The following is a 23,602-nucleotide window of genomic DNA, read 5'->3' as shown; positions in this document are numbered from 1 at the left end:
TTAGCAATGGTAGGGATAAATATGATAAAAAGAAATGAATTAAAGTTAGAATATCAGCAACATCAGTTTTACGAATACTTTAACTCAATTTTTAATTACGACATACTAGATGCTTCTATTAGTGAAAATATTTATTTATTGAGGAAAACGACAGATAAGTTATTTTATATTGAGTTTGAAAATCAATTATTTGAAACCGTAATGTTCCTTTCAATGAAAACACTAGTTTTAGATATAAATAATTTTTCCAAGGAAATTGGAAATAAGTCAGAGGCATATGAGCAATATATACAGCAAATAAAGGAAGAAAATGGAATAAATAATTTTTTTGATAGGTATCCGTATTTGTTAAAACAAATCAATAGAGAAGTCAGATTAATAGAAGAATCATATTCTTTACTATTTGATAGATTTTTAAAAGACTTGTCTGAGTTAAGGTCGTGTTTTAATATTACTGCACCCCTAAGTAATGTTGAGTTTTCACTTGGAGATAGTCATTCTCAAAAACAAACAGTTGTTAAGATTGAATTTAAAGGGAAATCCATTTACTACAAGCCTAAGAGTTATGATTCATACAACATTTTGTTAGAACTTATTAGTTTATTGAAATCTAATAATATACCCTCGTTCAGTCTTCCTGAAAGCTTAATTAAAGCGGATTATTGTTGGCAACTCGGTGTGGATTATATAAATTCTAATAATGATGAAGTAAAGAGAATATACCTTAAGTATGGTGTTTTAGCAGCATTTTCTGAAATTTTTTCCATTACGGACTTACATATGGAAAATGTGATTGTTTCAGGCGGAGATTTATATTTAATTGATGTTGAAACATTTTTTCAAAGAAAGTTGAATGTACAAACTAATAATTTTGAAGGGATTACTGTTGATACTTATCAGAGAATTTATGAGACATCACTTTCAAATGGTTTATTTCCTGTACAATTTGAGAAAAACAGCGCTCCTAACATTTCTGGAATAAGTGGAAAAGGTGGAAAAAGAAAAAAGGGGAAGTATGAACTGATAAATAAAAATCGTGGGGATATGAAGTTAGTGAAAACTGACTATTTTCAGGAAGATAGCTATAATATTCCAACATTAAATGAGAAAATGGTGGAACCTCTCGACTATGCTAATGAGGTAATTGCAGGATTTAGAGAATGCTATACATTTCTCATGACGCAACGTGCAAAGGTCAAAAAAATTTTATATGGTTTCCCGAAATTGAGAACTAGAGCCATATTCAGAAATACTTCCGACTATGGAAAATTTTTGCAAGCCTCTACGAATCCAAAATATCTTTTCTCAGAAAAAAAGAGGGAGAATCTATTTTCGATACTATATGAGTCAAAACATATTGAACAATTTATTGTTGATAGTGAAATTAAAGACTTGATGAATGGTGATATTCCTTACTTTTCAATGGATCCCAATGGAAATGTATATAATTCTTTAGGAACAGTAATTGGAAATCTAGGAAAGACAACCTCGTTATTTGATAATATAGCCACCCTGAATGATGAAAGAATGAAGTTCACTTGTGAATTGATTGGAATAGTCTTGAAAAAACCGATTAAACATTGGGAGAGGAAAGATGGGAAATCTTATTATTTTCCATCGATATCCTCAAAACAAAGTTTTAATGAGGAAATCTTAGACAGCGTTAGACAGATATTTATTGATGCAAATAAGGATAGTTTTTCTTCAGAGGAGGAGATGACATGGCTCAATATTGATATTACGGAGACCGAACAATGGGTAATATCTCCTCAGAACATTACCTTGTATAATGGATTAATTGGGAATGCCTTAGGTTATTTATATGCTTATCAAATTCTTGGTGAAGAGCGATATCTAGTCTCATTAAATAAGATATTGAAAACACTGGAAACCACAAAGAATCTTATAGAAAGTAGTGATATGTCAGTCTTTTTAGGAAAAGGAGGTTTGATTTATCTATACTTTAGTTTGTGGAAAAGACTTAAATTAACTCAATACCAGAAATTATATTTAGATATAATCAAAGAATTTTCCAGCCAGTCACTGGAGGAGCAAAATATAGATTATATTTCTGGAGTATCGGGCTTATTAGTTGTTCTGTGCAACATATATAACGTAGAGCAAAATAAAACACTATATCATTTAATTAATAGGATATCTGAATTTATTATTGATAATGTGAAAAAAGAAGATGATAAGGTTTATTGGGTATCGGATTTTTCAGATTCAGAAGTTCTAAATGGATTATCTCACGGACAATCTGGAATTGCTTATGCATTACTTTTATCATGGGAAATCAATAAAAATTTAAATTATTTTAAAATAGCGAAGTCAGCTATTGATTTTGAAAATACCCGTATTTCTGATGGAAATTGGATTGATTTTAGAAATAAAGGAAAACGTTCAGAGTTAGGAATGCCAGATCCTATTTATTGGTGTCATGGTGCAACAGGTATCGGATTAACGAGATATAGAGAATCAAAATGGTTAAACGATAAAGAGTTGAAAAATAATTATGAAATGGCTAAACAAACGGTATTAAATAATGGTTATTTGAATTCGGATTGCCTTTGTCACGGGAAAATGGGTAATATGGAATTATTTATGAATTTAGATGACTCCTTGAAGAATGAAGTAGATATAGAAGGTATCATGCTTAATATTGTTCGTAATTCTCAAAAATTTGGTTGGGAATCTGGCTTGCCACAACACACAAGGGTGTTTAATATGATGGTTGGTGAAATAGGGATAGCATATCAGTTGCTTAGATATATATCCAATTATGAAGTACCATCATTATTGTTATTAGATGTTCCAAAAGGGAGTGTTGAAAGTGAGAAAAATTACACCGATTGAACAAACAACTCCAACTGAATGTGGATTATGTTGTTTATATATGATGTTGGATTATTTTGATATTTCAGAAACATATTTTAAATTGAAACAACAAGTCAATTTAGGGAGAAATGGACTGAGTATAAAGAATATATCAGATATTGCATCTATCTACGGAGTTACATGTAAGACTTATCGTTTTTCCAAATATCCCGAAAACTTACCTGTCATGGTATTTGTTTCAGATTCACATTTTGTAATTTTAGAGGATATCCGTAATGATGTCTTTACTATTGTTGACCCTGCTGTTGGGAAATATGTCTTAGCAAAGAATGAATTTTTTGAATTGTCTCCTAAATTTTATACCGAATTTTTTTATGATAAGGTGACTAATTCTTCAAAAAAAATAGTCAAACGAGGGTTGGTTGGCAGAAACGTAAAGGAAATGATATTTGTAAATAGGAAGGATATTTTTTTAACCATTCTATATACTCTGATTTTTCAGATTATCACAGTGTCAATTCCATTTTTTATAAGGGGAATTATTGATGGAAATTGGGTTTTCCTTAAAAAGTTTGGCTATTTAGAAAGTGCCGTCCTACTTTCTATAATAATTTTTTTTCAGGGAGGATTTTATTTTCTAAAGAATATCTCTTTAGTGAAATTGCAAAATAAATTTCACAGCACTATTTCAGAAAAGTTTGTGACTAAGTTATTGAAACTTCCCATAGAATATATTGGAAAAATAGATAAAACAGACATCATTCATAGATATAATGGTTTGATGATTGTGAGGGAGTTACTATCAGAAAGAATTATTTCTATCTGGTTGGATATTATCTTAATGTTTGCGAGTATTAGTTATATCACATATGTTTCCACACCTTTGGGAATTATATTAGGTATAGTTTTTATTGTAGAAATGATGATTTTTTTCCTGTCACTAAGCATTAAACAAGAAAAGTTAGGTAAAGAAGTTTTAAGACAAAAGAACTCTTTACAAACATTCTTTTCACTGATGGACGGGCTATTTCTTTTTAAAGCTAAAAATTCTGAAAAAGAACTTTTGTCAAAATGGGATAAAAGTTTTAAGGACTATATCAATTCAACATATGATAGAAATAGATATTTCAATCTTTTAGGAGCAGTAAATTATGTGATAACTTTTTCCATACCTATTTTGTTAATTCTGTTGTTTCTATATTATTCACCAAATAGTGGCAGTGGTGAGCTTATTCTTCTTTATATGATGGTTTTAAATTTTATTAATCCCATTAATAATATTTTGAATTCGATTGATGAGATTCTATATGGTGTTAAGTATTACGAAAGGGTATTAGAGATATCAACTCTTGATAATGAGACGAATGGTACTTATAAGTTATCAGAGGATACAGATATAGAGATAAATTTAAAAAATATAAACTATCAATATGAGTTAAATGGGGTAAAGGTGTTAAATGGAATAAACCTAAAAGTCCATTCAGGAGAATTTGTTGCAATTATAGGGAAAAGTGGAAGTGGAAAGACAACTCTAGCTAAGATGTTGTTAGGCTATGTAAGCCCTAGTAGTGGAGACATCACATACAACAATATATCCTACTCTAAAATTGATAAAAAAGATTTTAGGAATATATCGGCTTTTGTATCTCAAGATTCTCCCATGTTTGATGGGGATGTGATGTATAATATTTCGCTAGGGAGAGAATCTGTTTCAGGAGAACAGGTTATTGAAACTTGTAAAAGAGTATCAATATATGATGATATCAGGAGTATGCCAATGAAGTTTCATACTCTACTTTTTCGAGATAATCCGTCAATATCTGGGGGGCAAAAACAACGGATTTCTTTAGCAAGAGAACTTGTAACCACCCCTAGAATCTTAGTTCTTGACGAACCTACATCAGCTTTAGATGTAAAAACTGAAAGAATAATCCAAAAAAATGTTGAGGCTTTACATTGTACGAGGGTTTTGGTTACTCACAGACTTAATACAGTTGAAAAAGCTGATAAGATTTTAATAATGGATAATGGCAAAATTATTGACTATGGAAACCATTATTATTTGTACAAAAATAATAAGTATTATTGTGACTTATATGACTCGTATATGAATAAATATCAGGAGGAAGAGGTAAAATGAAACAATTAGTATTAAAAGATGTTTGCAAAAAATATCCCAATCAACTGAATTATGCTCTAGACCATATCAATTTGATTGTGGAAAAAGGAGAATTTGTAGCTGTCATGGGGCGTAGCGGTAGTGGGAAAACGACGCTTTTAAATGTTACTTCAATTATTGATAAAATTGATAGTGGGAATATTTATTGTGCGGATAAAGAGATTAGCACATTCTCTGATAAGGAGGCAACTAATTTTAGAAAAAATGATATTGGTTTTGTTTTTCAAGATTATATGCTGTTAGACAGTCTAACCATTAGGGAGAATATTTCTGTTGCTTTGTCTCTAAAAAATGTTGATTCTTCAAAGATTGATGATTTGATAAATAGCTATGCAAAAAGATTTAATTTATATGAGCAGTTGAAAAAATACCCTTATCAACTTTCTGGAGGTCAAAGACAGAGGGTCAGTATTATCAGAGCAATCATTAAAGACCCAGAAATTATTTTTGCTGACGAACCAACAGGAGCACTTGACTTGAAATCTTCTGAGGAAACAATGATGATTTTGAGTGAAATCAATAAAACGGAAAAGGTAACTATTCTAATGGTTACTCATGATGTTTTATCAGCTTCTTATGCCGACAGAGTTATACTCCTCAAAGATGGGAAACTTCACATGGAGATTGATAAAAAAGATTGTGGAGAGTCGTTTTACGATGTAATTAGTCAAGCTTTATCCGATAGAGGAGAGTAATATGATTTGGTCAATTACAAAATCTAACATTAAAAAGAATTTTCCGTTATATCGTATCTATTTTCTAGCTACGATCGGTTTATTAAGTATTTTTATAGCTTTTTTAAATTTTATTTCAGATAAAATCATCGCAGAAAAAATTGAGGATAGTGGTCAAGCTCTAGTTATCGCTAATGGTTCATTGTTATTTTTGATTGTATTTTTGGTGGTATTCTTAATCTACTTCAATAATTTCTTTGTAAAAAAACGCAGTCAAGACCTTGGAGTCTTAGCAATACTAGGGTTTTCAAAAAGAGAATTAACAAAATTACTAACTTTAGAAAATCTTGTTATTCTAGTTCTGAGTTACTTGGTAAGTTTATTGCTAGGACCTACTTTATATTTTTTAGCTGTACTGGTAATTACTCATCTATTGGATTTTACAATGGAAGTTCAGTGGTTTATTACAGTTAAAGAGATTATAGAGTCTTTAGGAATATTAGTCGTAGTTTTTCTGATTAATTTCATCACAAATGGAGTTATTATTGCTAAACAGTCATTGATTGAATTTGTTAATTTCTCAAAAAAGGCTGAGAAAAAAATCAGGATAAGAAAAGTCAGAGCTATTATTGCTATTACCGCATTATTATTGTCATATGTTTTATGTTTGACGACAGTGTTTTCATCCACACGAAAGATGCTATTAAGCGTAGGGATGGTACCAATTTCTCTTTTGATAATTATCTTAGTTATTTTAGGCTCAATTTTTACAATCAGATATGGATTGACTTTTGTAATTTCTTTCTTAAAAGAAAAGAAAAAAAGGTTATATCGTCCTCTCTCTAATATTATCTATCCTAAATTTAACTATCGTATTGCGACAAAAAATAAATTATTAACAGTCTTGGGGGGGCTTTTAACACTAACCGTTTCAGTTACTGGAATTATGGTAATGCTTTATGCTTATTCTCTTAATGGAATAGAAAGATTGACTCCATCTGCGATAGAATATAATGTTGAATCAGAAAATGGTCAAGTCAATGTTACAAATATTTTAGAGAATGGGCAAGTGAGTTTAGTTGATATTAACCTATTGAGATTGAACACTAACCCAGAAGTGACTATCACAGAATCTGGGCAAACAATTCCTTATTTTGATATAATTAATTACAGTGATTATAAAGAGTTAATGAAAGCTCAAGGAAGAAAAAATTCTATTGAAGGTAGTGAGTCACTACCATTGTTAATAAATTATTTTCCAACAGAAATTAGCCTAGGGAAAACCTTTAATTTGGAAAATGCATACGATGTTACTGTAAAACAAGTATCAACGAATAATGTTTTTAGTTTTTCTACAAGTGTCACGACTCTGGTGGTTTCTGATAAATTATATGCTGAGCTTAGTTCTCGTTTTCCAGAGAAAAAAATGACAATTAGGACTTTTAATGGAGATTCAATTAGGTCAAGCGAAACATTTTACAATCAGTTTAGTACGGTTCCTGATGTTATCAGTAGTTATAGTAGGGAACACACAGTAAAGACTGCTAATATTGCGACTTATATCTTTATAACCTTCCTATCCATACTCTTTATTATTTGTACAGGTAGTATTCTATACTTTACAAGCCTCATAGAAATCATGGAAAATAAAGAAGAATATAGCTATCTGAGTAAGTTAGGTTATAGTAAGAAAATGATTAATCGGATTGTCGGATATGAAATAGGTATACTTTTCCTTATTCCTGTATTAATTGGGATAATAAATGGTAGTATGTTGCTTATTTTCTATAAATATTTATTTATGGATACATTGGTTGCAGGCAATGTTATAATGCTATCTTTGTTGCTTTTTCTGTTTTTCTTTTTGATAATATATGGCACATTTTATTTATTGACATTGCGGTCAGTGAAATCAATAATAAACAATTAATTCTAAAAACTTTTTAACTTTAACGATTTAGTAAATAATATGATGAGAATAGAAAAAAAAGCAAAGAGTAAATTTTTGGGGATCACAATAATCTTGTTACAACAATTAATAGCCTTTTTGATTTTGGTCTATAATCGAGAAAACTTGTCTCTTCTTTTCTCTGAAAAAGTAGCTCTTGTAATGACTCTTATTGATACAGGTTTTATTTGGCTGGCAGCAATATTACGCCAAAAACAAGATGGGATTTTTAAAAAAATTATTTCTATCGTTTTCTTAACAATTTGGCAATACTTGGTATCTGTGCTATCAAGGGAAACTCCTCTCTTTTTTAGTAGTGGTCTGCAAATTATATTGCTCTATTGTTATACCGTTGAGATTACTGATTTAATATTATATGGGCAGAAACAGTTTAAAGATAAGCTAGACAAGGGCTTATTAATGTTCATTTTTGTTTCTATAATTAGCCTTTTAGTTAATAGAACTTTATTTAATTTCTTATTCTTAGTTGTTTTTACTATTTTACACCTTTATCCATTATTGGTTATAGTGCTATATTATAGGTATTTTAGGCAACAAATATCAGTTGTAAGACGTTCATTGATATTATTTTCTTTGCTTTTGCTAGCAATACTTGGTAGTGAATTTTATGGAGAGATGCTAGATGTTAATCAAGCCTTTAATAATTTGGGGTGGTATCTGTTTCCCCTTATAATGAGTACAATATACTATTTTAAGGTCATACATGATAAATTTAGTCTAGTTACTCGAAGATGGTTAGGTGATTACAAAACTCGTATAGAACTTTTATTTCTACTTCTTATCATTTGTTGGGTAATACTTATAAAGGTACTAGTTAAAGATTTTTTACTATTTTTTATAGTTGTTGATGCAAGCACGTTTTTTTGTCTAGTGGTAATTTCTTGTATCTTTTGTTATTTAGAAAACTTTAAGCAAAATTTTGACTATGAAAATAGAAGACTGAACTATTTTATGAAATCGGAGGAAAACATGAGAGTGGAGTTCTCAAATTATTTGCATGATGATGTCTTGCAAAATGTCATAGCGATAAAAAACTTACTCTCTTTAGAAAATAGTGATATAACACATGGTTTTATTGTTAATGGGTTGAATGATCTAGTTTCTGGTATCAGGGATGAAATTGATACTTATCACCCAATAGTTCCTTCTAATCGAACAATGAAAGAAAACATACAGTCTCTTTTTGATGATATTGTTAAAAGGAGGAAAAGTAATAAGTTGTTGTATTTCAACTGTTCGAGTAGTACAATAATCCCACCTCCATATGGAGATATTGTTTACAGGTTTATAAAAGAATTAATTAATAATGCTATAAAATATGGAGTCAGTAAAGATATTCATTTATCTTTAAAGGTTCAATCTGATATTATTATCATAGAGGAGAGCAATCAGGTGGTGGAAAAAGTTCAATCTATAAATTATGGCAGAGGTTTGAAATCATTTCAAGAAACACTAGTAGCTTTTGATGGAGATATGGAGCTACAAATAGATAATAAACAATACAATATCAGAATATTACTTCCCATAGATTGGAAATTATGCTATGAAGATTTTATTAATTGATGACCATAAACTATTTGCAAAGAGTATCCAACTGTTATGCCAACAGTATGATGAGGTAGATGTTATAGATACAATTACTTCTAATTTTAACGATGTGACGATTGATTTATCTAAATACGATATTATTTTACTTGATATTAATTTAACAAATATTTCTAAAGAGAATGGATTGGAGATAGCGGAGGAACTCATACAGTCTACTCCTAACTTGAAAGTTGTTATGCTGACAGGATATGTTAAGTCAATCTATGAAGAGAGAGCAAAAACAATAGGGGCATACGGTTTTGTAGATAAAAATATAGACCCTAAACAACTCATCTCTATCTTAAAAAAAGTGGATTCTGGGAAAAAGTATTTTGAACAAATTGAATCTCAGGATTATGTTGAAGCTTTAACTGACCGAGAAATAGTAATCTTAAATTTGAGTAAGAAAGGTCTCTCTGTTAAAGATATAGAGGAAACGTTACAAATTAGTAGGAGAACAGTATTTAATCATTTGAATCATATCTATTCAAAACTTCTAGTAAATAATAAGCAAGAGGCTATCTACAAAGCTGAGCAATTAGGGTATTTTATGGACTTCTGAGTTGTAGGCAAACAACTTAATTAAGCTTTATCTTTGTATTTGTTAGGGATTATGTGAAATAGAACATACTAAGATTAGTAGTGAAGAAATCTCCGACGGGAGAGAGTACTCACTACTTTTTCTTTATGTTAAAGTAGTGGTGTCTTGTAAAGTCGTAGGGTTCAATGGCGTTAGATGTCGCTTGACAAACTGGCAAGATACCTGTTTTAGATGGAATATTATCAAAGTATGTTGGATGCTAGACGTCGAGTATTGAAAAGGACATCACTAAAATAAGGAATCATTCAAGACAAAAGAGGTAATGTCATGCGTGCAGTATTTGGAATTGATGTAAGTAAAACAAGTTCTGAGGTGGCAATTTTAGTCAACGGTGAAAAGGTTCATGGCTACACCATACTCAATGATGCCATTGGATTCAATCGCCTGTTGGGCGACTTGAAAACTGTTCATAGCCCTGAGATTATATTTGAGGCTACAGGCGTCTATTCTCGACGTCTTCAAGCCTTCCTTGAGGAATATAGTTACGCTTACACACAGCTAAATCCACTGGAAGCTAAGAAGCAATTGAACAGTTTGTGAGTTCGTAAAACAGATAAAATTGACGCTGAAAAGTTGGCTAATTCTTAGCTTGTGCACAATCGTAAACCAACTTACGTGCAGCAAGAAGTTTATCAACATCTACGTGATTTAAGCCGTTTCTATCAAAATATGAATGAAGATCTTGTTCGAGCTAAAAACCGTCTGCACAAGGTTCTACAAGTCACTTTTCCTCAATTGGAAAATTTCTTATCCACACCAACTGGAGAGCAATATTGGAACTTACTGATGGCTTTTCCATGCAAAGAGTTTGTATAAAGCCTTTCTCAAAGTGACTTGTGTGAAATTATCCGCCAATCTACCTCCAAACGTATCTCTGAAAAGCGTATTGCTTACCTAACTGATAAACTCGTCGAACTAGCTAATAGGTCTTATTGTGCGGTCAAGAAAACCTCTCCCATGATGGAAGAGGTCCGTTACTATGCTCAAGAATTGCTTCGTCTTTCTGAACGCAGACAAGTTGTCTTAAACAACATGGTAGCTCTAGTTCAGCCTTTACAAGAGTATGACATCTTATGGTCAATTCCTGGCATCGCAGAAACCACAGCGACATCTATCATTGGCGAATTGGAAGATATTCGTCGCTTTCAGTCTACCAATCAAATCAACGCTTTTATTGGTATTGACCTGAGACACTATGAATCGGGAACTTTCTCGCCAAGGAACACATCACTAAGCGTGGGAATCCTTATGCAAGAAAAATTCTGTACAAGTGCATTCATAACATCGCTTCAGCTAGTCATACTAATCCCTGCCATATCGCTAACTTTTATGAGAAACGAAAAAGACAATCGATAATAGCTTCAACTAAGCCACATACGATTGCCTCTATACATCGTCTCATTCAGACAATGCTTTACCTCATTACGCATAACAAACTTGACGATTACTCTTTGGCCCAAAATCGATAAGGCTGTCTATGCCGTATTAGGGTAACACCTTGTTTCAAAAAATACCAGATGAGGTGTTTTTTAGCATGCCCTTTTATGGATCAAAAAGTGTTAAAAATAAGACAGTAACCTCAGAATAGCTACTGTCTTATCTCTTTTTTTACTTAAAGCCTTGATAGACTTGATAAATGGTAGAAAGGAGCCAAATAAAATATTTCAAAGGAAAGCACAAAAAACTAGGGAGATACCCTAGTTAGTAGTAGGCACTCACATAAAATTTTTATGTGACGAATAATGTGAGTATAAAGCCTCTATGTAATAGAAGTTAATTAGAGACTAAGGGAAGATTGAATTATTTATTGTATGGTGTGTAAGCCTACAATTGTGATTATATCAAGATGATTAAAAATTTGCAATATTTTTCAAGGATTTATGTTCCCCTGAATAGAGTCTGTTTTTATGTTTTATAATGACTATAAAAAATCTTTTATGGTTATTGAGGCTCGTGGTATGTTCACTAAAAACATTATGAAAAACATCTCTTATTCGCAATGGAAGGGGTCAGGCTTTTATAGTTGGATTCTATTATATGGCTTTGATATATTTTAGTTTCAAAACATACCAGATGGAGTGTTATATTCGTATACCCTTTTATGGATCAATAAGTTTTAAAAATAAGTCTGCAACCTCAGAATAGCTACTGTCTTGTCTCATTTATTCTTAAAGACTTGATAAACTTGGTATATGGTAAAAAGAGTCAAATAAAAGGGTGGAAGCATCCCCCCTTTTGAGTATAGACCGCAGTACTACACCCCTATTCGATATTGTGAATTATAACAAAAACATATAAGCAAATCAAGGCTTATGATTTTATAAAATGTTCTCCCACTGTTCAAGTTTTTGAATAGAGTTAGCTCCCACTATCTTGTCAAATGTTGATTTAGGGACAGACTGATATAGTGCATCCTTAATTTTCCTAAAGTTTGATATATATATTTATTTCACGTTTACTATAACTCTGCAAGATACTGTCAATAATTTTGTGTAAAGACTCAAGTAGAGTTACGGAGTGTTAATCAAACAAGCTTTCAAGTGTATCAGAAAATAGGCCAAACCCTTTATGGATTCGTTGACTTTGCTTGAATTTATAATCTTCAAACAAAGAAGAGCTCATTTTACACTCAAATAAAGGAAGTCAATACTACAAGTGATTGCTATGGGCAAGTATTCAAAGTCCGGTAGAAAGGAAAGTAGTTTTGGCAGCGTTTGAGGTTGTGTAAACCATTCTAGGCTTTGGTAGTTTTACAATCGTTCTAATAGGTTTATGCTACAAACTCTTTAAAGACGATGACAAAAAATAATCCGTCCCCACTTTTGGCGAAGTAAGACGGATTATCTTCGTTTAAACTAGCCACCGTCTTTTAAACGGCTCTACATGGAAGTTGAGTGACCGCTCAACTTCTTTTTTCTACCATAATTTTATCAAAATCACTGATCTAAGTCAATTTACGTTTCTCCTTATTATTTTGAGTTTCATATTGCTTAAAAAAATAGTTGAAGGTTAAGTTAAGATATATTTTGCAACTATTGAGATTTTAGCAGAAAGAAAGTATAATGAAGTTACTTTCTTTTATTTCTGTAAGTTATGTACTGCAGAAAACGGCAACTCCATTGGGGTTGCCGTTTTTATCTTGTATTCGCTATTATTGGATCATAAAGTCTTACTTATACTTCTTTACTATTTAAAGACCAAACTTACATTAGGACAACTTTACCAAAGATAGTACAGCTATTCTTCCTAGTAAGAGTGATAGCTGTCTCATCAGTATTTAGCGAGTTAAGAATAATGTCGCCATTTTCACTATTTTTACATACCTTCATTACGCAGTACCGACTATCTAATTGTACAATAGCGATATCACCTGTTCGGAGGATAGAGTTCTTCATAACAAATATCACTTCATCATCGAGAAAAATAGGTTCCATGGAATTACCGACAACCTTAAGTGCTATATCATGTACTGGAATAGGCACAGGATAGTCAAGACAGTCAACTGGGACTTCTGATAATTCAAAGCCTTGTGCATCGACTCTAGCATAAATACTGACCCTTTTTGTTGGTCGTTCCTCGTTAATGCCTGTTTGTTTTTTAAGGTCGTTTTCTTTGATTTCTTTAGAGATGTGCTGATTATCTAATCGATTTTCTATGAAATCAACAGTCGCGTCTTGGTTTCCTTCATCAAGCTCCTTAAACATTTCTTCTACTTGTTCTTGCTTATTGTCGTTAATTGGTGGGTAAGCATACTTGCTTGGTGAGTCCGATAATCCTAGTAAGTAGTCTGACGTCACCCCAAATAACCCAACCAATTTCACAAGATCTTTAAATGTAGGGGCATTACTTCCGTTTTCCCACTTTCCAACGGTTTGTTGTGTTTTCCCTATTTTGGCACTAAATTCCTTTTTAGTCCAACCTCTAGCTTGTCGGAGTTTAATTAATCGGTCAGTAAACATTTTCCCCATTAAATTATTACTATCCTTACACTCTTTCATGTATTATCCCTATAACATCTTCCTAAAAAAATTATAATTTTTTATAATCAAAATTATTATAGCAGTTTTAGAAACAATAAACAAATGTAGAAATAACAGTACTCAAAAGACTTTATAGACTGTATAAAATAGCTATATAAGACTGTGTCACACTGAATGAAAATGAAATAATTACTAATTTAACACTAAGTTATAATTAAAATAAACCCATGTTTTAGTAGAAAATCACAGCTTTTTAGTTAAAAGAATATGAGTTAGGTGTAATTTTATTATGGAATTTTCTTGATTGTTTGCCATAAAAATAGTAAAATCATTTCAGGACTATATTGATTAGGCAGGTTATATATATACATGGGAAATATTATTTCGGACTTGAGACAACGACGGAAATTGTCAAAGAAAACATTAGCTCATGACCTAAATGTCGATGCAGGGACTATTGACAAGTGGGAAAATGGAGCTAATATACGTATGGAAAACGTTATAGCTATAGCCGAGTATTTTGGTGTATCTACAGACGATATTTTAGGAACAAGATAATATTAATTACAAATCAGGTGTAACGAAGTTAATACCAATTTTTTTGATTGAAAATAAGAGTAAGACAATGACAACAGCAGCCAATAATCCAAAGATAATTACTTTAGAAGACCTAGAAGAAAAGTTAGAATCATATATTTATGAATTTAATGACGACCTATGCCGAACCATTATTGAGTATATGATTGATTCGGAAGGGCCATTTGCAATTACTCGATATAAGAAGTTTGGATCACCATGGTTTTATCAGGCAACCAGAGATATTTCTGATAAACTCTGGAGAAAGCTAATCGAAGAGGGAAAACCAGAGACTGAAGCTAAATCCATAGCTAAAGATGTAATATCAACGTACTATCAATATATGTTATTTGATATGTTGCTTGCGGGACAAAATAACCTAGCTTCAAAAGAAGTCCAAGTAAGGATTTCTAGTTTGACAAATAGTCGTCAACAAAATGAGGTAAAAAAATTAGCCTTCATGAAAGGTTGTAGGGAATACGTTCAGAATTTACCATTGAAGACACTAACCAATTACATTCCTCTAGCCGAATTGTTTAAATACGCCGGTGTCGGAGTAGTTCCAGATCTAGCGAAAATTTTCAGCTTGCTTGATTCAAGTGAAGCTGGATGTTTGAAAAAAGTCGGAGAAGTTATCCATTTTGACGATGCTGCAGTAGATGAAGTGATTGAAAAAAGATTTTTAAGGAGTTCTCAACTTCGTTTCTCTAGTGGTAAACTATTATTCAACTCAGAAAGTGTTGTATTTAAATAGTATTTAGAATGAATAAAGGGGAAAGTATGCACTTAATTTGACAATTCAAGACACAAAATATTATGTGAAAGGATGTTTAAAGCTAATGCTATATTCTTCATAGTAAATCACTTAAAAACCGAGACCTTATTTACCAAGGAGATACAATTAAATGGATAGTCAAACTTCGCGTTTTTTTAGCAGGGATGATAAAGGTTAGGTACAATGAGGTAATACATTGTGGCTCTTTTCTACCATTTGTCAAATCTATCAAGGCTTTAAGTGAAAAATGAGATAAGAGCTCGATGTCAACTGTAGTGGGTGACGAAAAGCTAACATCTAGAGAGGACCATATAGGTCTTCTCTTTTTGTATGTTTAGAGTGATGAAGACACGCTTCCTAAAGTTAATAAAGTTTCTAAAACCGAATCCTAATCGTTTGATGTCTTTGATCAACTTGTTAGTCGCTTCCAGTTTCGCGTTGGAATAGTCAGTTTCTAGCGCATTCTTGATGTATTGCTTGTGTCTAAGAAAAGTCCTAAAGACCGTTTGAAAGTAGTGATTGACCTTGTTCCTATTTTCCTCTATCAGCTCAAAGAACTCATCTACTCTCTTCTCCTGAAAGTGAAAAAGCAAGAGCTGATAAAGTGTACAGTAGTCGGTAAGCTCTTCTGAAAAGTCTATTGTTTTCGCAACGACTTCATGTGGTGCTAAAGTTTGACGGAAAGTCTTTGAATAGAAAGAGTTGAGAGATAACTTACAGCTGTCCTTTTGGAAGAGTCGCCAGTGATTTTTCAAGGCTCGATAGGGTAGTGACTTCTTATCGAATTGGTTCATAATTGCAATTCTTGTCTTTAAAAAGGCACGTCCAAGGTGCTGGATGATGTGGAAACGATCAAGAACGATTTTTGCGTTTGGAAAGAGTCTGCGGGCTAGTGGGATATAGGCTCCAGACATATCCATCGTGATAAACTGCACCTTTTGGCGAGCTTTTAATGGATACTTCAAAAAGTAGTTTCGTATAGAGGTTTGGCAGCGATTATCAAGGATGGTTATGAGTTTGTTTGTCTCATAGTTCTGAGCCACAAAAGCTAATTCCCCTTTCTTGAAACCAAACTCATCCCAGGACATAACCCTTGGGAGTTTGTCAAAATGTTCCTTGAAAGTAAACTGATCAAGCTTACGATAGACGGTAGAGGTCGACACACGAAGTCTTCTGGCAATATCTGTTAGTGACATCTTCTCAGTTAGGAGTTGTGCAACTTTTTGACGGACTAGATTTGAGATTTGGCAGTTTTTCTCAACGATAGATGTCTCAGCCACCATTACTCTCCTACAACTTTTACACTGGAAACGACGTTTTTTCAGACGTAGTAGAGTTGGAGTCCCAGCTTGCTCGAGAAGAGGGATTTTAGAGTTTTTTTGAAAGTCATATTTGATCATCTTTCCTTGGCAGTGAGGACATGATGGTGCAGGGTAATCAAGTTTTGCTTGAATCTCGATATGAGTATCAGTTTCAAAAACAAGTGAAATCTTGATATTTTGGTCTTTAATTCCGATTAATTCTGTGGTATTCTTAGTAGGTCTCATAAGTTCTTCCTAATGGTAGTTTCGTCGCTTTTCATTATAGTTCTTATGGGACTTTTTGTGTACACTCAAAAAGCTCTATAATCTCTACAGTGGTTTTACCCACTACAGAAATTATAGAGCCCTTCATTCTGACACTTTGAAATAATAAATTTCAAAGTGCTAGGTATAAGATGATTTAGATTTCTAAAAACTACATCATTCATCGCCACAACCACAACAACTTAGTAATGATCCAGCAACTACACCTTGCGTTTGAAGATATGATAGACTTACTTCTTCCACATCAAGCCCCAAAGAAATTACTTCATCAGCCATTGTAATGACCTCCTTTCTTAAGATATCTATAGTTGATAGCGCTACCAATCTATAGTCTTATTATAGATCTTAGAGACAATTCTGTCAACAACAAATATTAAAAATTTTTTGACTTTTCTTTATGTAAGCGCTATACTATTAAAAAAGTATTGGAGGTTTTGTAATGAAAAGAATAGAACCAAAAACCAAAGAATCTCTTGTAAAGTTAAATAATGTATTCTTAAATGAAAATGAACTCAAATATATCAGAAGTATTCAGATAAAGAAATCACAAAAACAATTGCCTCTACCTCATTCACACTTAGTTGAAATTTTTAAAAAAAGAAAATCAGATAGAGGAACTTTTCAAGATTGTAAATTAGATGAAATACTATCTATTATAGAGTTTGTATCCGCGCATGAAGAATATTATCCTACTCCGATTGCTGGTAATTTGGATTTTTTGGATATTTTAGTGTTTGAACCAGAAAATTCCTTATTTCGAATACTCAATGTATCTCAAGATAGCTGTGACGATAATTTTGATGAGGATAAGCTTTTAAGTTATTTAAAAAAAGCTATTAAACGACATGAATACACTGGAAGCTCGGGTATTTACATCTTTTTTATGCTTTCTCTCGACAGAGTTACTTGCAAATATGGTGCTTTATCTATACCTTTAGCATACACTACTTTAGGTTGTTTAATACAAAATGTTACCTTATTATTATCGGAAAAAAATTTTTTATCTTGTATACACTTTGGTGAAATTGATTATTTTACAATGCAATACAAAGAAAGTGAATACACGCTGCCATGTTTTTTGAGAGTTGGTAAAAATGAAGTTTAAAGACATTAATTACAAAATTTCTGATGTAGAAATTACAAAAAGGTATTATAACGAGATACCGTATTACAGATGTATTGGTATCTCTATCGTTGAAAATGGTAATAAGAAAATTGAGTATATCCCTTTTTCTGGTCAAGATGCACTAAAAGATATTTCCAAAGAGAAAGCTATCTCTGAGTTGTATGAAAGATTGACATGGATTAATATATACAAAAATTCTGATATCAAAGGCTATTTCGATACAATTGGTTTTTCAGCACATGTCGATTTGGATGCATCTCTAAATAATTCTATATTAGAAGTATTTGAACGTCATTTATTTCAGGAAACAGTAAATAATATTATATTTCAAAAACCTTTGAAAGTTGAAAATTATAAAAGAGGAATAACGTATTCATACGAAGTAAATTTTGATAAAAAGATTTTTTATATCTCTGTTTATTTTGAGATTAGTCAAAATATGATTATTTTCGGTATGGGGAAGGAAGAAAAACTAATTGATGCAAAGTTTAATGCTTACCTAGAGAGTAGATTAGTGGATGAAGCTTTTTCTAATAGAGATGTAATTAAACCTGATAATCTATCGTATTTAGAGCTTGTTAATTTTTTGGAAATATCTTTAAAATTAGAAGGGTTTGCCGATGAAATTTTTGATGATGATAAAGAAGTAGGCGTAAATTTGTTTGAAGACTATAGTTTTGCTGATGAGTTCAAGCTTTTTGATGTCACAAACTTAAGGCCGAAGAATTTACCGAATAAAAGAGTTGTTACTTGTTTTGTTAAAGATAAACAAATTTTGAATACTATTTTGGACAACGGAGGAATTCAATATGCAGTTAAAATATAATATTTATTATAAAATTGAAATTGATAAACTGGTTATTTATCAGTTGCTACCTGAATATAGGAAGTTTATCATTTCAGGTAATATGGAAACTTTAAAAAATTATTACCATGTTTTAGAAGATCTTGATGCTGGAGACTGTGAGTTAAGTAGCGATCACCCATTAATCAACTTTTTGATTTCAAAGTCCATGGTAATGATGCAAAATATAGTTCATAAGGATAACGATCCATTTAAACGTCAGCTTGAAACTTTTGAGGCGTGGGATACAAAGGATATTTTGCCAGAGAAATATCAAGAGCGATTAGCTCACAGTAATGTACTGGTAATTGGTGTTGGGGGGCTAGGTACACCAATTGTCAATATGCTTTGCAATATAGGTATAGGGAAGATAGTTGTTGCAGATGATGATATAATCGAAATCTCAAATTTATCTCGGCAGTTTTTATACTCATTTGAGGATGTAGGAAAAAGTAAGGTTGAAGTAATATCAAGTAAATTAAATAAAAGGAAACTGAGTGAAATTATCCCCTTTAATGAAAAAGTAAAAGCTGATAATGTGGGGGAAATTATTAGAAAATATGATATAAATTTAATTACGGGAATTGATATATCAGAATCTAGTGAAAGAATGCAACTAATTGACAAAATAGCTGATTTAAAGATTCCTTTAGTTTGTGTCAGTGAACATAGCGTTGGCCCGTTAGTTGAAAATAAAATTGAGTTTTACAAATTTAAAAAATTTGTTTCCATGAAATTTCCATTACAGCAAGATTACCTTAAAAAAAGGTTAATAAAAAAGAAAAGAGAAATGCATCCAAGTATTATAACTGATCTGTCAATGGTTGCTGCATTATGTGTTGAAGATATTTATAGATATCTGTCAAAGTTGTCAAAACCAAGACTCTTGGGGAATGTGTACTCATTAAATCCTATAACCTTTAACTACGATATCTATGAAATAACTGATACCTAATTGAATAGTAACTTACGATTTGGAGTAGTATAAATGATATTTGATTACATACAAAAACAAATTGAATTTGTAAAAAAATTTTTTAAGTCTTTAGAATATAAGGATAGAAAAAAGGTAATTACTTTTTTTCTTCTTTCTATTTTTAATAACTTTATAGACTTTATCTTAGTTTTTTTGACTCTTATTTTATTTGAAAATGGTTCAGATTTACTTTCAAAGATATTCTTTATATCAATAACGTCAATTATCTATATGGTCTTAAAAATTTTACATAGTAGATTTAGATGTCATTTTACAGATTTAACTTATACTTTTAGATATTCACAAATATATAAAATAGGTAATGAAATTTTAAAGACCGACTTTGAATTGCTGCAATCAGATACTGAACAGCTAAAGATAGAAAAAGCATACTTTTCTATCTTTAGTGGTGGAAATAAAGGATTAGAATTTCAATTAAATGAACTTTTGGAAGGCTTATCGTTAGCAGTAGTTTATATTTTGAGTGTTATAGTAGTGTTTTTTTTCAATCCAGTGTATTCAGTTATATCAATTTTATTATTTTCGATAAGTTTTTTTATGATATCAATTTACACGAAAATTAAGACAAAATATAAAGAATTTCTTGATAATAATATCGCTACAACCAATTTTCTGATTTCTCAGGAAATAAAAAAAGAAAATATTTTGGATACCAAATATACTCGCAGATTAGATAAGCTCTTATCTAAAAATTATTATCTCAACAATGAGTACTTAGATATTTTAAAAAAAATGACACGAAAAACACTGATTTTCGAAACAATGGAACAGTTTTTACCCTGGTTAGGCTTATTAATATTATTATTGGTTTCTAAACAGTATATTGATTATAAAAATTCATTATCCTCAATAATGGTAATCATTATGCTTGTTAACTACCTATTAAATCAGACAAACCGACTATTTAGGACACTTCGAAATGTATATGAAAATTTTGAAAGCGTTGAAAACTGGAGTCAGTATTTTAAGGATAAAGTCTACCCGAAATCATCAATTATTAACGATGAATTTTTAAATACTTTTCTTCAGAAAGATATAAATATAAGATTTGACAAAATTTATTATCGAGCAAAAGATGAGGGAGATTATATTTTATCAGATATTTCCTTTAAGATTACGGATAAAGATAAAATAGCTATAGTAGGAACAAATGGTTCCGGAAAAACAACGTTAGTCAATATAATATTAGGGTTGCTAAAACCTTCTTCAGGAGATATTTATATTAATAACCAAAAGTTAAAGTATGAGCAATATAAAGCTATAGCTAAGTATATGTTTTCAATCTTACCACAGGAAAATAGCTTATTTAATCTAACTATTTCAGAAAATATATCTCTTTCAGATAATAAAAATGATTTAAAAATTTATGAAGCAATTGATAAAGTTGGTTTATCAAAAAAAATCAGTGATCTAACTAAAGGAGTAGATTCAGAGATCAATAGCCAAGAAGACAATAATGGAGTGGAATTTTCAGGGGGAGAAAGGAGATTATTGTTGTTGTCTAGAGTAGTATATTTTCAAAGAAATTTTGGAATCTTTGACGAAGCTACCTCTGCTTTAGATCCCTCAAAAGAGAGTATGTTTTATGACTTTGTAAAAAATAAATTGCAACATGTAGGAATGATTTTTGTTTCTCATAAAGTTGGTAGTACTAAATTTTCGGATGAAATACTGGTTTTAGATAAAGGGAATATTGTTCAACGAGGAAAGCATGAAGAATTGATAACAAGTGAGGGAATATATCGAAATATGTTTGTCGACGAAGATGAAATGGAGGAAATAGATGAAAATAACCAATAGTAACTATTATAAATTAATAATTTATATCTTAAAAAAAGAACCTAGGTATTCTATCTTCTCCTTTTTAGTAGTTATAACTGATATGATAAGCAATTTGGGGAGACTGGGTTTAATTAGTTGGTTTATCAGTGTTTTGGTTAACAGGCAGCATATTTTTTTTAGACAGCTTATTTATTTTAGTATAGTAATTTTGATGTTCGAATTTGTGCGTGTATTGATTCGACAGCTACATATAATTGGAGGTAAAAAGATAGACGATTCAATTTTGAATAGAACGATAGAGAATGTACTAAGAAAAGACCCACATACAATTATTAGTGAAAATCTTGATAATAAATTAAATCAGTATAGATTTAATCAGACTTACATTGGTGGAGTTAGTAATAATTTTCAGCATTTCGTTAATTTAATCTTCTTTTCATTAAATATTATAATATATTTATTTGCTTTCGGATATTTGTTATTTAAATTATGGAGTGTACCTATTTTTTTCATCTCAATAGTTGTCCTTATATTCGGAATCATTATTATTTTTGTTAGAGATTTGAACCATAAAGTAGCGGTTGAGGAACAGAAGAATTTATTTGAACAAATATTAGGAGTAGAAGAGAGAAGGAATTCCTTCATTTATAATATAATAAATAATTACCCTATTTATAATGTAATTAAGACATTTTCAAGGGAAAAATTTTTCTCAAAAAAATACTTTTTACTTAATGAAAAAGGACTAGATGATTCAATAGAATACAAACATAATAATGATAAGAAATCAAGATTATTTTATAAATTTCAGATAATATTATTTATTGTAATTTATCTTCTCCTAATTTTAAATATAGCTATAAATTTAAATCTATTAGTTGTTATACCAATTTATATTGGTATGGCTACACAATTTGTAATGAGTAGTACTCAAGCTTTTCAGTCATTAGAGAGCATCAATAGAATCGAGCCTTATATATCAAGTGTCACTGATTTTATAGAACCTACAGTAAATAGTCAAACTATGGTTGATATACATGAAATATCTAGTATAGAGTTCAAAAATGTTAGTTTTAAGCCTGAAGAATCAAGGAATAACATTCTTGAGAATGTTAATGTAAAGATTGAGGATATCACTACTTTTTCAAAAATTGCATTAGTTGGTGAAAATGGTTCTGGGAAATCCACATTTATTAAGTTGCTTCTGGGGATATATAGGCCAACTGAAGGGTGTATTTTAATAAATGGTGAAGACGTAGCTTCAATTTCTTTCGATTCGATGATAAAAAAAATTGGTATTTTACCACAGGAATTCTCATTTTTTGCTGGAACAATAGAAGAAAACTTAGCAGTGAATAAAGATATTCAAATAGATAAGTTCAAATATCTTTTAGATAATATTTCAAAAGAGGAAAACTTAACTAACCGCTTGGATAATCAGATAGCATCATTATCTGAGGATAATCAGAATCTAAGTGGAGGAGAAAAGCAGAGACTAGCACTTGCTCGAATACTATTAGATTCTAAGAAAGATTTTTTTATATTAGATGAACCAACTTCAGCTTTTGATCGAAGAAGTGAAAAAAATTTTTTTCAAAATCTAAAGGAATTGGTCTCAAATAAAACAGTTTTAGTAGTGACACATAATTTAAGTGAAATCGAAGATTTTGATAGAGTATTATTTATTAAAAAAGATGGGAGCATAATTGATTCCAGTATTTCAAATATTTATGACGCTGAAGAATTTAATCTTTTATTAAATAAAGATATTTCGAATAGAAAGTTAACAAACTAAGTTTTGTATTCCTCTATCAGATAATATGGGTACGGAATCCACTTTTTCATACCAAACTGATCAATTCCATAGTTTTTTATCTGAAACTCGAGAGAAGATTCCTTATGGTTACCAAGTGATAAACCCTTTTCAGAGGAAACTTCATAGGGCCAAGGAACAAGTAAGAATTATTATAATAAATTTTACAATGATTGTAATAAGAGGAGAATGATAATCGGAAGCTCTCCTGCATGGAGAGGATTGGCTCTGACAGGTATCCCGTTTGAAAATCCTAAAAGAATTTCCAAGTTAAC

The 23,602-nt window shown here is 31.0% G+C and carries 15 protein-coding genes and 2 pseudogenes; 15 read left to right on the top strand and 2 right to left on the bottom strand.

Translation table 11 applies throughout. The features are described from left to right. The first annotated feature begins 21 nt into the window (after window positions 1-21). The 8 genes and pseudogenes from salM (at window position 22) to BSR19_RS11925 (ending at window position 12,657) form a co-directional block, all read left to right on the top strand. Complete coding sequence (gene salM / locus BSR19_RS10815) at window positions 22-2,856, top strand: salivaricin biosynthesis lanthionine synthetase SalM (RefSeq protein WP_156247130.1); 2,835 nt, start codon at window positions 22-24, stop codon at window positions 2,854-2,856. Next, a complete protein-coding gene (locus BSR19_RS10810) occupies window positions 2,810-4,978 on the top strand; it encodes a peptidase domain-containing ABC transporter (RefSeq protein WP_156247129.1) in 2,169 nt (722 codons plus the stop codon). Before salM ends, BSR19_RS10810 begins: the two co-directional genes overlap by 47 nt. Continuing rightward, window positions 4,975-5,712, top strand: a complete 738-nt coding sequence (locus BSR19_RS10805) for an ABC transporter ATP-binding protein (RefSeq protein ID WP_002892541.1) — start codon at window positions 4,975-4,977, stop codon at window positions 5,710-5,712. The genes BSR19_RS10810 and BSR19_RS10805 overlap by 4 nt, the downstream gene beginning before the upstream one ends. A gap of 1 nt (window position 5,713) precedes the next feature. Beyond that, window positions 5,714-7,621, top strand: coding sequence for an ABC transporter permease (locus BSR19_RS10800; protein ID WP_156247128.1), 1,908 nt, complete (start codon window positions 5,714-5,716; stop codon window positions 7,619-7,621). Window positions 7,622-7,660: 39 nt separating this feature from the next. Next, the gene (locus tag BSR19_RS10795) at window positions 7,661-9,223 is read left to right on the top strand and encodes a hypothetical protein (protein ID WP_156247127.1); all 1,563 of its coding nucleotides are present in this window, start codon (window positions 7,661-7,663) and stop codon (window positions 9,221-9,223) included. Beyond that, on the top strand, window positions 9,204-9,809 hold the full coding sequence (locus BSR19_RS10790; protein ID WP_002887188.1) for a response regulator: 606 nt from the start codon (window positions 9,204-9,206) through the stop codon (window positions 9,807-9,809). Before BSR19_RS10795 ends, BSR19_RS10790 begins: the two co-directional genes overlap by 20 nt. Before the next feature lie 306 nt (window positions 9,810-10,115). Next, window positions 10,116-11,317: pseudogene (locus BSR19_RS10785) on the top strand (IS110 family RNA-guided transposase). A 1,262-nt stretch (window positions 11,318-12,579) separates the two neighbouring features. Then, a complete protein-coding gene (locus BSR19_RS11925) occupies window positions 12,580-12,657 on the top strand; it encodes a putative holin-like toxin (RefSeq protein WP_224111230.1) in 78 nt (25 codons plus the stop codon). Between the two features lie 394 nt (window positions 12,658-13,051). Here the strand turns inward: BSR19_RS11925 and BSR19_RS10775 are convergent, their stop codons facing one another. Beyond that, window positions 13,052-13,846, bottom strand: a complete 795-nt coding sequence (locus tag BSR19_RS10775) for a helix-turn-helix domain-containing protein (protein ID WP_156247126.1) — start codon at window positions 13,844-13,846, stop codon at window positions 13,052-13,054. Window positions 13,847-14,197: 351 nt separating this feature from the next. On the opposite strand from BSR19_RS10775, the gene BSR19_RS10770 reads away from it, so the two are divergent. Together BSR19_RS10770 and BSR19_RS10765 are read left to right on the top strand one after the other, a co-directional pair. After that, window positions 14,198-14,386 (top strand): helix-turn-helix domain-containing protein, encoded by a 189-nt coding sequence (locus BSR19_RS10770; RefSeq protein WP_050989614.1) that lies wholly within the window; start codon window positions 14,198-14,200, stop codon window positions 14,384-14,386. Window positions 14,387-14,453: 67 nt separating this feature from the next. Further along, window positions 14,454-15,158 carry a hypothetical protein gene (locus tag BSR19_RS10765; protein ID WP_156247125.1) on the top strand — a complete coding sequence of 235 codons (705 nt, stop codon included), beginning with the start codon at window positions 14,454-14,456 and terminating at the stop codon, window positions 15,156-15,158. Window positions 15,159-15,476: 318 nt separating this feature from the next. Here the strand turns inward: BSR19_RS10765 and BSR19_RS10760 are convergent. After that, window positions 15,477-16,726 (bottom strand): annotated as a pseudogene (locus BSR19_RS10760) (ISL3 family transposase). Between the two features lie 478 nt (window positions 16,727-17,204). Between BSR19_RS10760 and BSR19_RS10755 the strand changes: the two are divergent. From BSR19_RS10755 to BSR19_RS10735, 5 genes are read left to right on the top strand one after another with little or no spacing between them, the layout of a single operon-like run. Beyond that, window positions 17,205-17,870 carry a nitroreductase family protein gene (locus tag BSR19_RS10755; protein ID WP_073951136.1) on the top strand — a complete coding sequence of 222 codons (666 nt, stop codon included), beginning with the start codon at window positions 17,205-17,207 and terminating at the stop codon, window positions 17,868-17,870. Next, entirely contained in the window at window positions 17,860-18,717 is an 858-nt protein-coding gene (locus tag BSR19_RS10750; protein ID WP_156247123.1) for a hypothetical protein, read from the top strand. Before BSR19_RS10755 ends, BSR19_RS10750 begins: the two co-directional genes overlap by 11 nt. After that, on the top strand, window positions 18,701-19,690 hold the full coding sequence (locus BSR19_RS10745; protein WP_156247122.1) for a ThiF family adenylyltransferase: 990 nt from the start codon (window positions 18,701-18,703) through the stop codon (window positions 19,688-19,690). Before BSR19_RS10750 ends, BSR19_RS10745 begins: the two co-directional genes overlap by 17 nt. Window positions 19,691-19,723: 33 nt before the next feature. Beyond that, the gene (locus BSR19_RS10740; RefSeq protein WP_156247121.1) at window positions 19,724-21,532 is read left to right on the top strand and encodes an ATP-binding cassette domain-containing protein; all 1,809 of its coding nucleotides are present in this window, start codon (window positions 19,724-19,726) and stop codon (window positions 21,530-21,532) included. Continuing rightward, window positions 21,516-23,309, top strand: coding sequence for an ATP-binding cassette domain-containing protein (locus BSR19_RS10735; RefSeq protein WP_156247120.1), 1,794 nt, complete (start codon window positions 21,516-21,518; stop codon window positions 23,307-23,309). Before BSR19_RS10740 ends, BSR19_RS10735 begins: the two co-directional genes overlap by 17 nt. Window positions 23,310-23,602: the final 293 nt, after the last annotated feature.

The sequence above is a fragment of the Streptococcus salivarius genome (genome assembly GCF_009738225.1).
Lineage (GTDB): Bacteria > Bacillota > Bacilli > Lactobacillales > Streptococcaceae > Streptococcus.
This window is presented reverse-complemented; position numbering and strand designations above follow the sequence as displayed.

Excerpts from the sequence above, each read along its gene's own strand:
- salM (WP_156247130.1), top strand. The coding sequence starts at position 22 with ATGATAAAAAGAAATGAATTAAAGTTAGAATATCAGCAACATCAGTTT.
- BSR19_RS10810 (WP_156247129.1), top strand. The coding sequence starts at position 2,810 with ATGTTCCAAAAGGGAGTGTTGAAAGTGAGAAAAATTACACCGATTGAA.
- BSR19_RS10805 (WP_002892541.1), top strand. The coding sequence starts at position 4,975 with ATGAAACAATTAGTATTAAAAGATGTTTGCAAAAAATATCCCAATCAA.
- BSR19_RS10800 (WP_156247128.1), top strand. The coding sequence starts at position 5,714 with ATGATTTGGTCAATTACAAAATCTAACATTAAAAAGAATTTTCCGTTA.
- BSR19_RS10795 (WP_156247127.1), top strand. The coding sequence starts at position 7,661 with ATGATGAGAATAGAAAAAAAAGCAAAGAGTAAATTTTTGGGGATCACA.
- BSR19_RS10790 (WP_002887188.1), top strand. The coding sequence starts at position 9,204 with ATGAAGATTTTATTAATTGATGACCATAAACTATTTGCAAAGAGTATC.
- BSR19_RS10775 (WP_156247126.1), bottom strand. The coding sequence starts at position 13,846 with ATGAAAGAGTGTAAGGATAGTAATAATTTAATGGGGAAAATGTTTACT.
- BSR19_RS10770 (WP_050989614.1), top strand. The coding sequence starts at position 14,198 with ATGGGAAATATTATTTCGGACTTGAGACAACGACGGAAATTGTCAAAG.
- BSR19_RS10765 (WP_156247125.1), top strand. The coding sequence starts at position 14,454 with ATGACAACAGCAGCCAATAATCCAAAGATAATTACTTTAGAAGACCTA.
- BSR19_RS10755 (WP_073951136.1), top strand. The coding sequence starts at position 17,205 with ATGAAAAGAATAGAACCAAAAACCAAAGAATCTCTTGTAAAGTTAAAT.
- BSR19_RS10750 (WP_156247123.1), top strand. The coding sequence starts at position 17,860 with ATGAAGTTTAAAGACATTAATTACAAAATTTCTGATGTAGAAATTACA.
- BSR19_RS10745 (WP_156247122.1), top strand. The coding sequence starts at position 18,701 with ATGCAGTTAAAATATAATATTTATTATAAAATTGAAATTGATAAACTG.
- BSR19_RS10740 (WP_156247121.1), top strand. The coding sequence starts at position 19,724 with ATGATATTTGATTACATACAAAAACAAATTGAATTTGTAAAAAAATTT.
- BSR19_RS10735 (WP_156247120.1), top strand. The coding sequence starts at position 21,516 with ATGAAAATAACCAATAGTAACTATTATAAATTAATAATTTATATCTTA.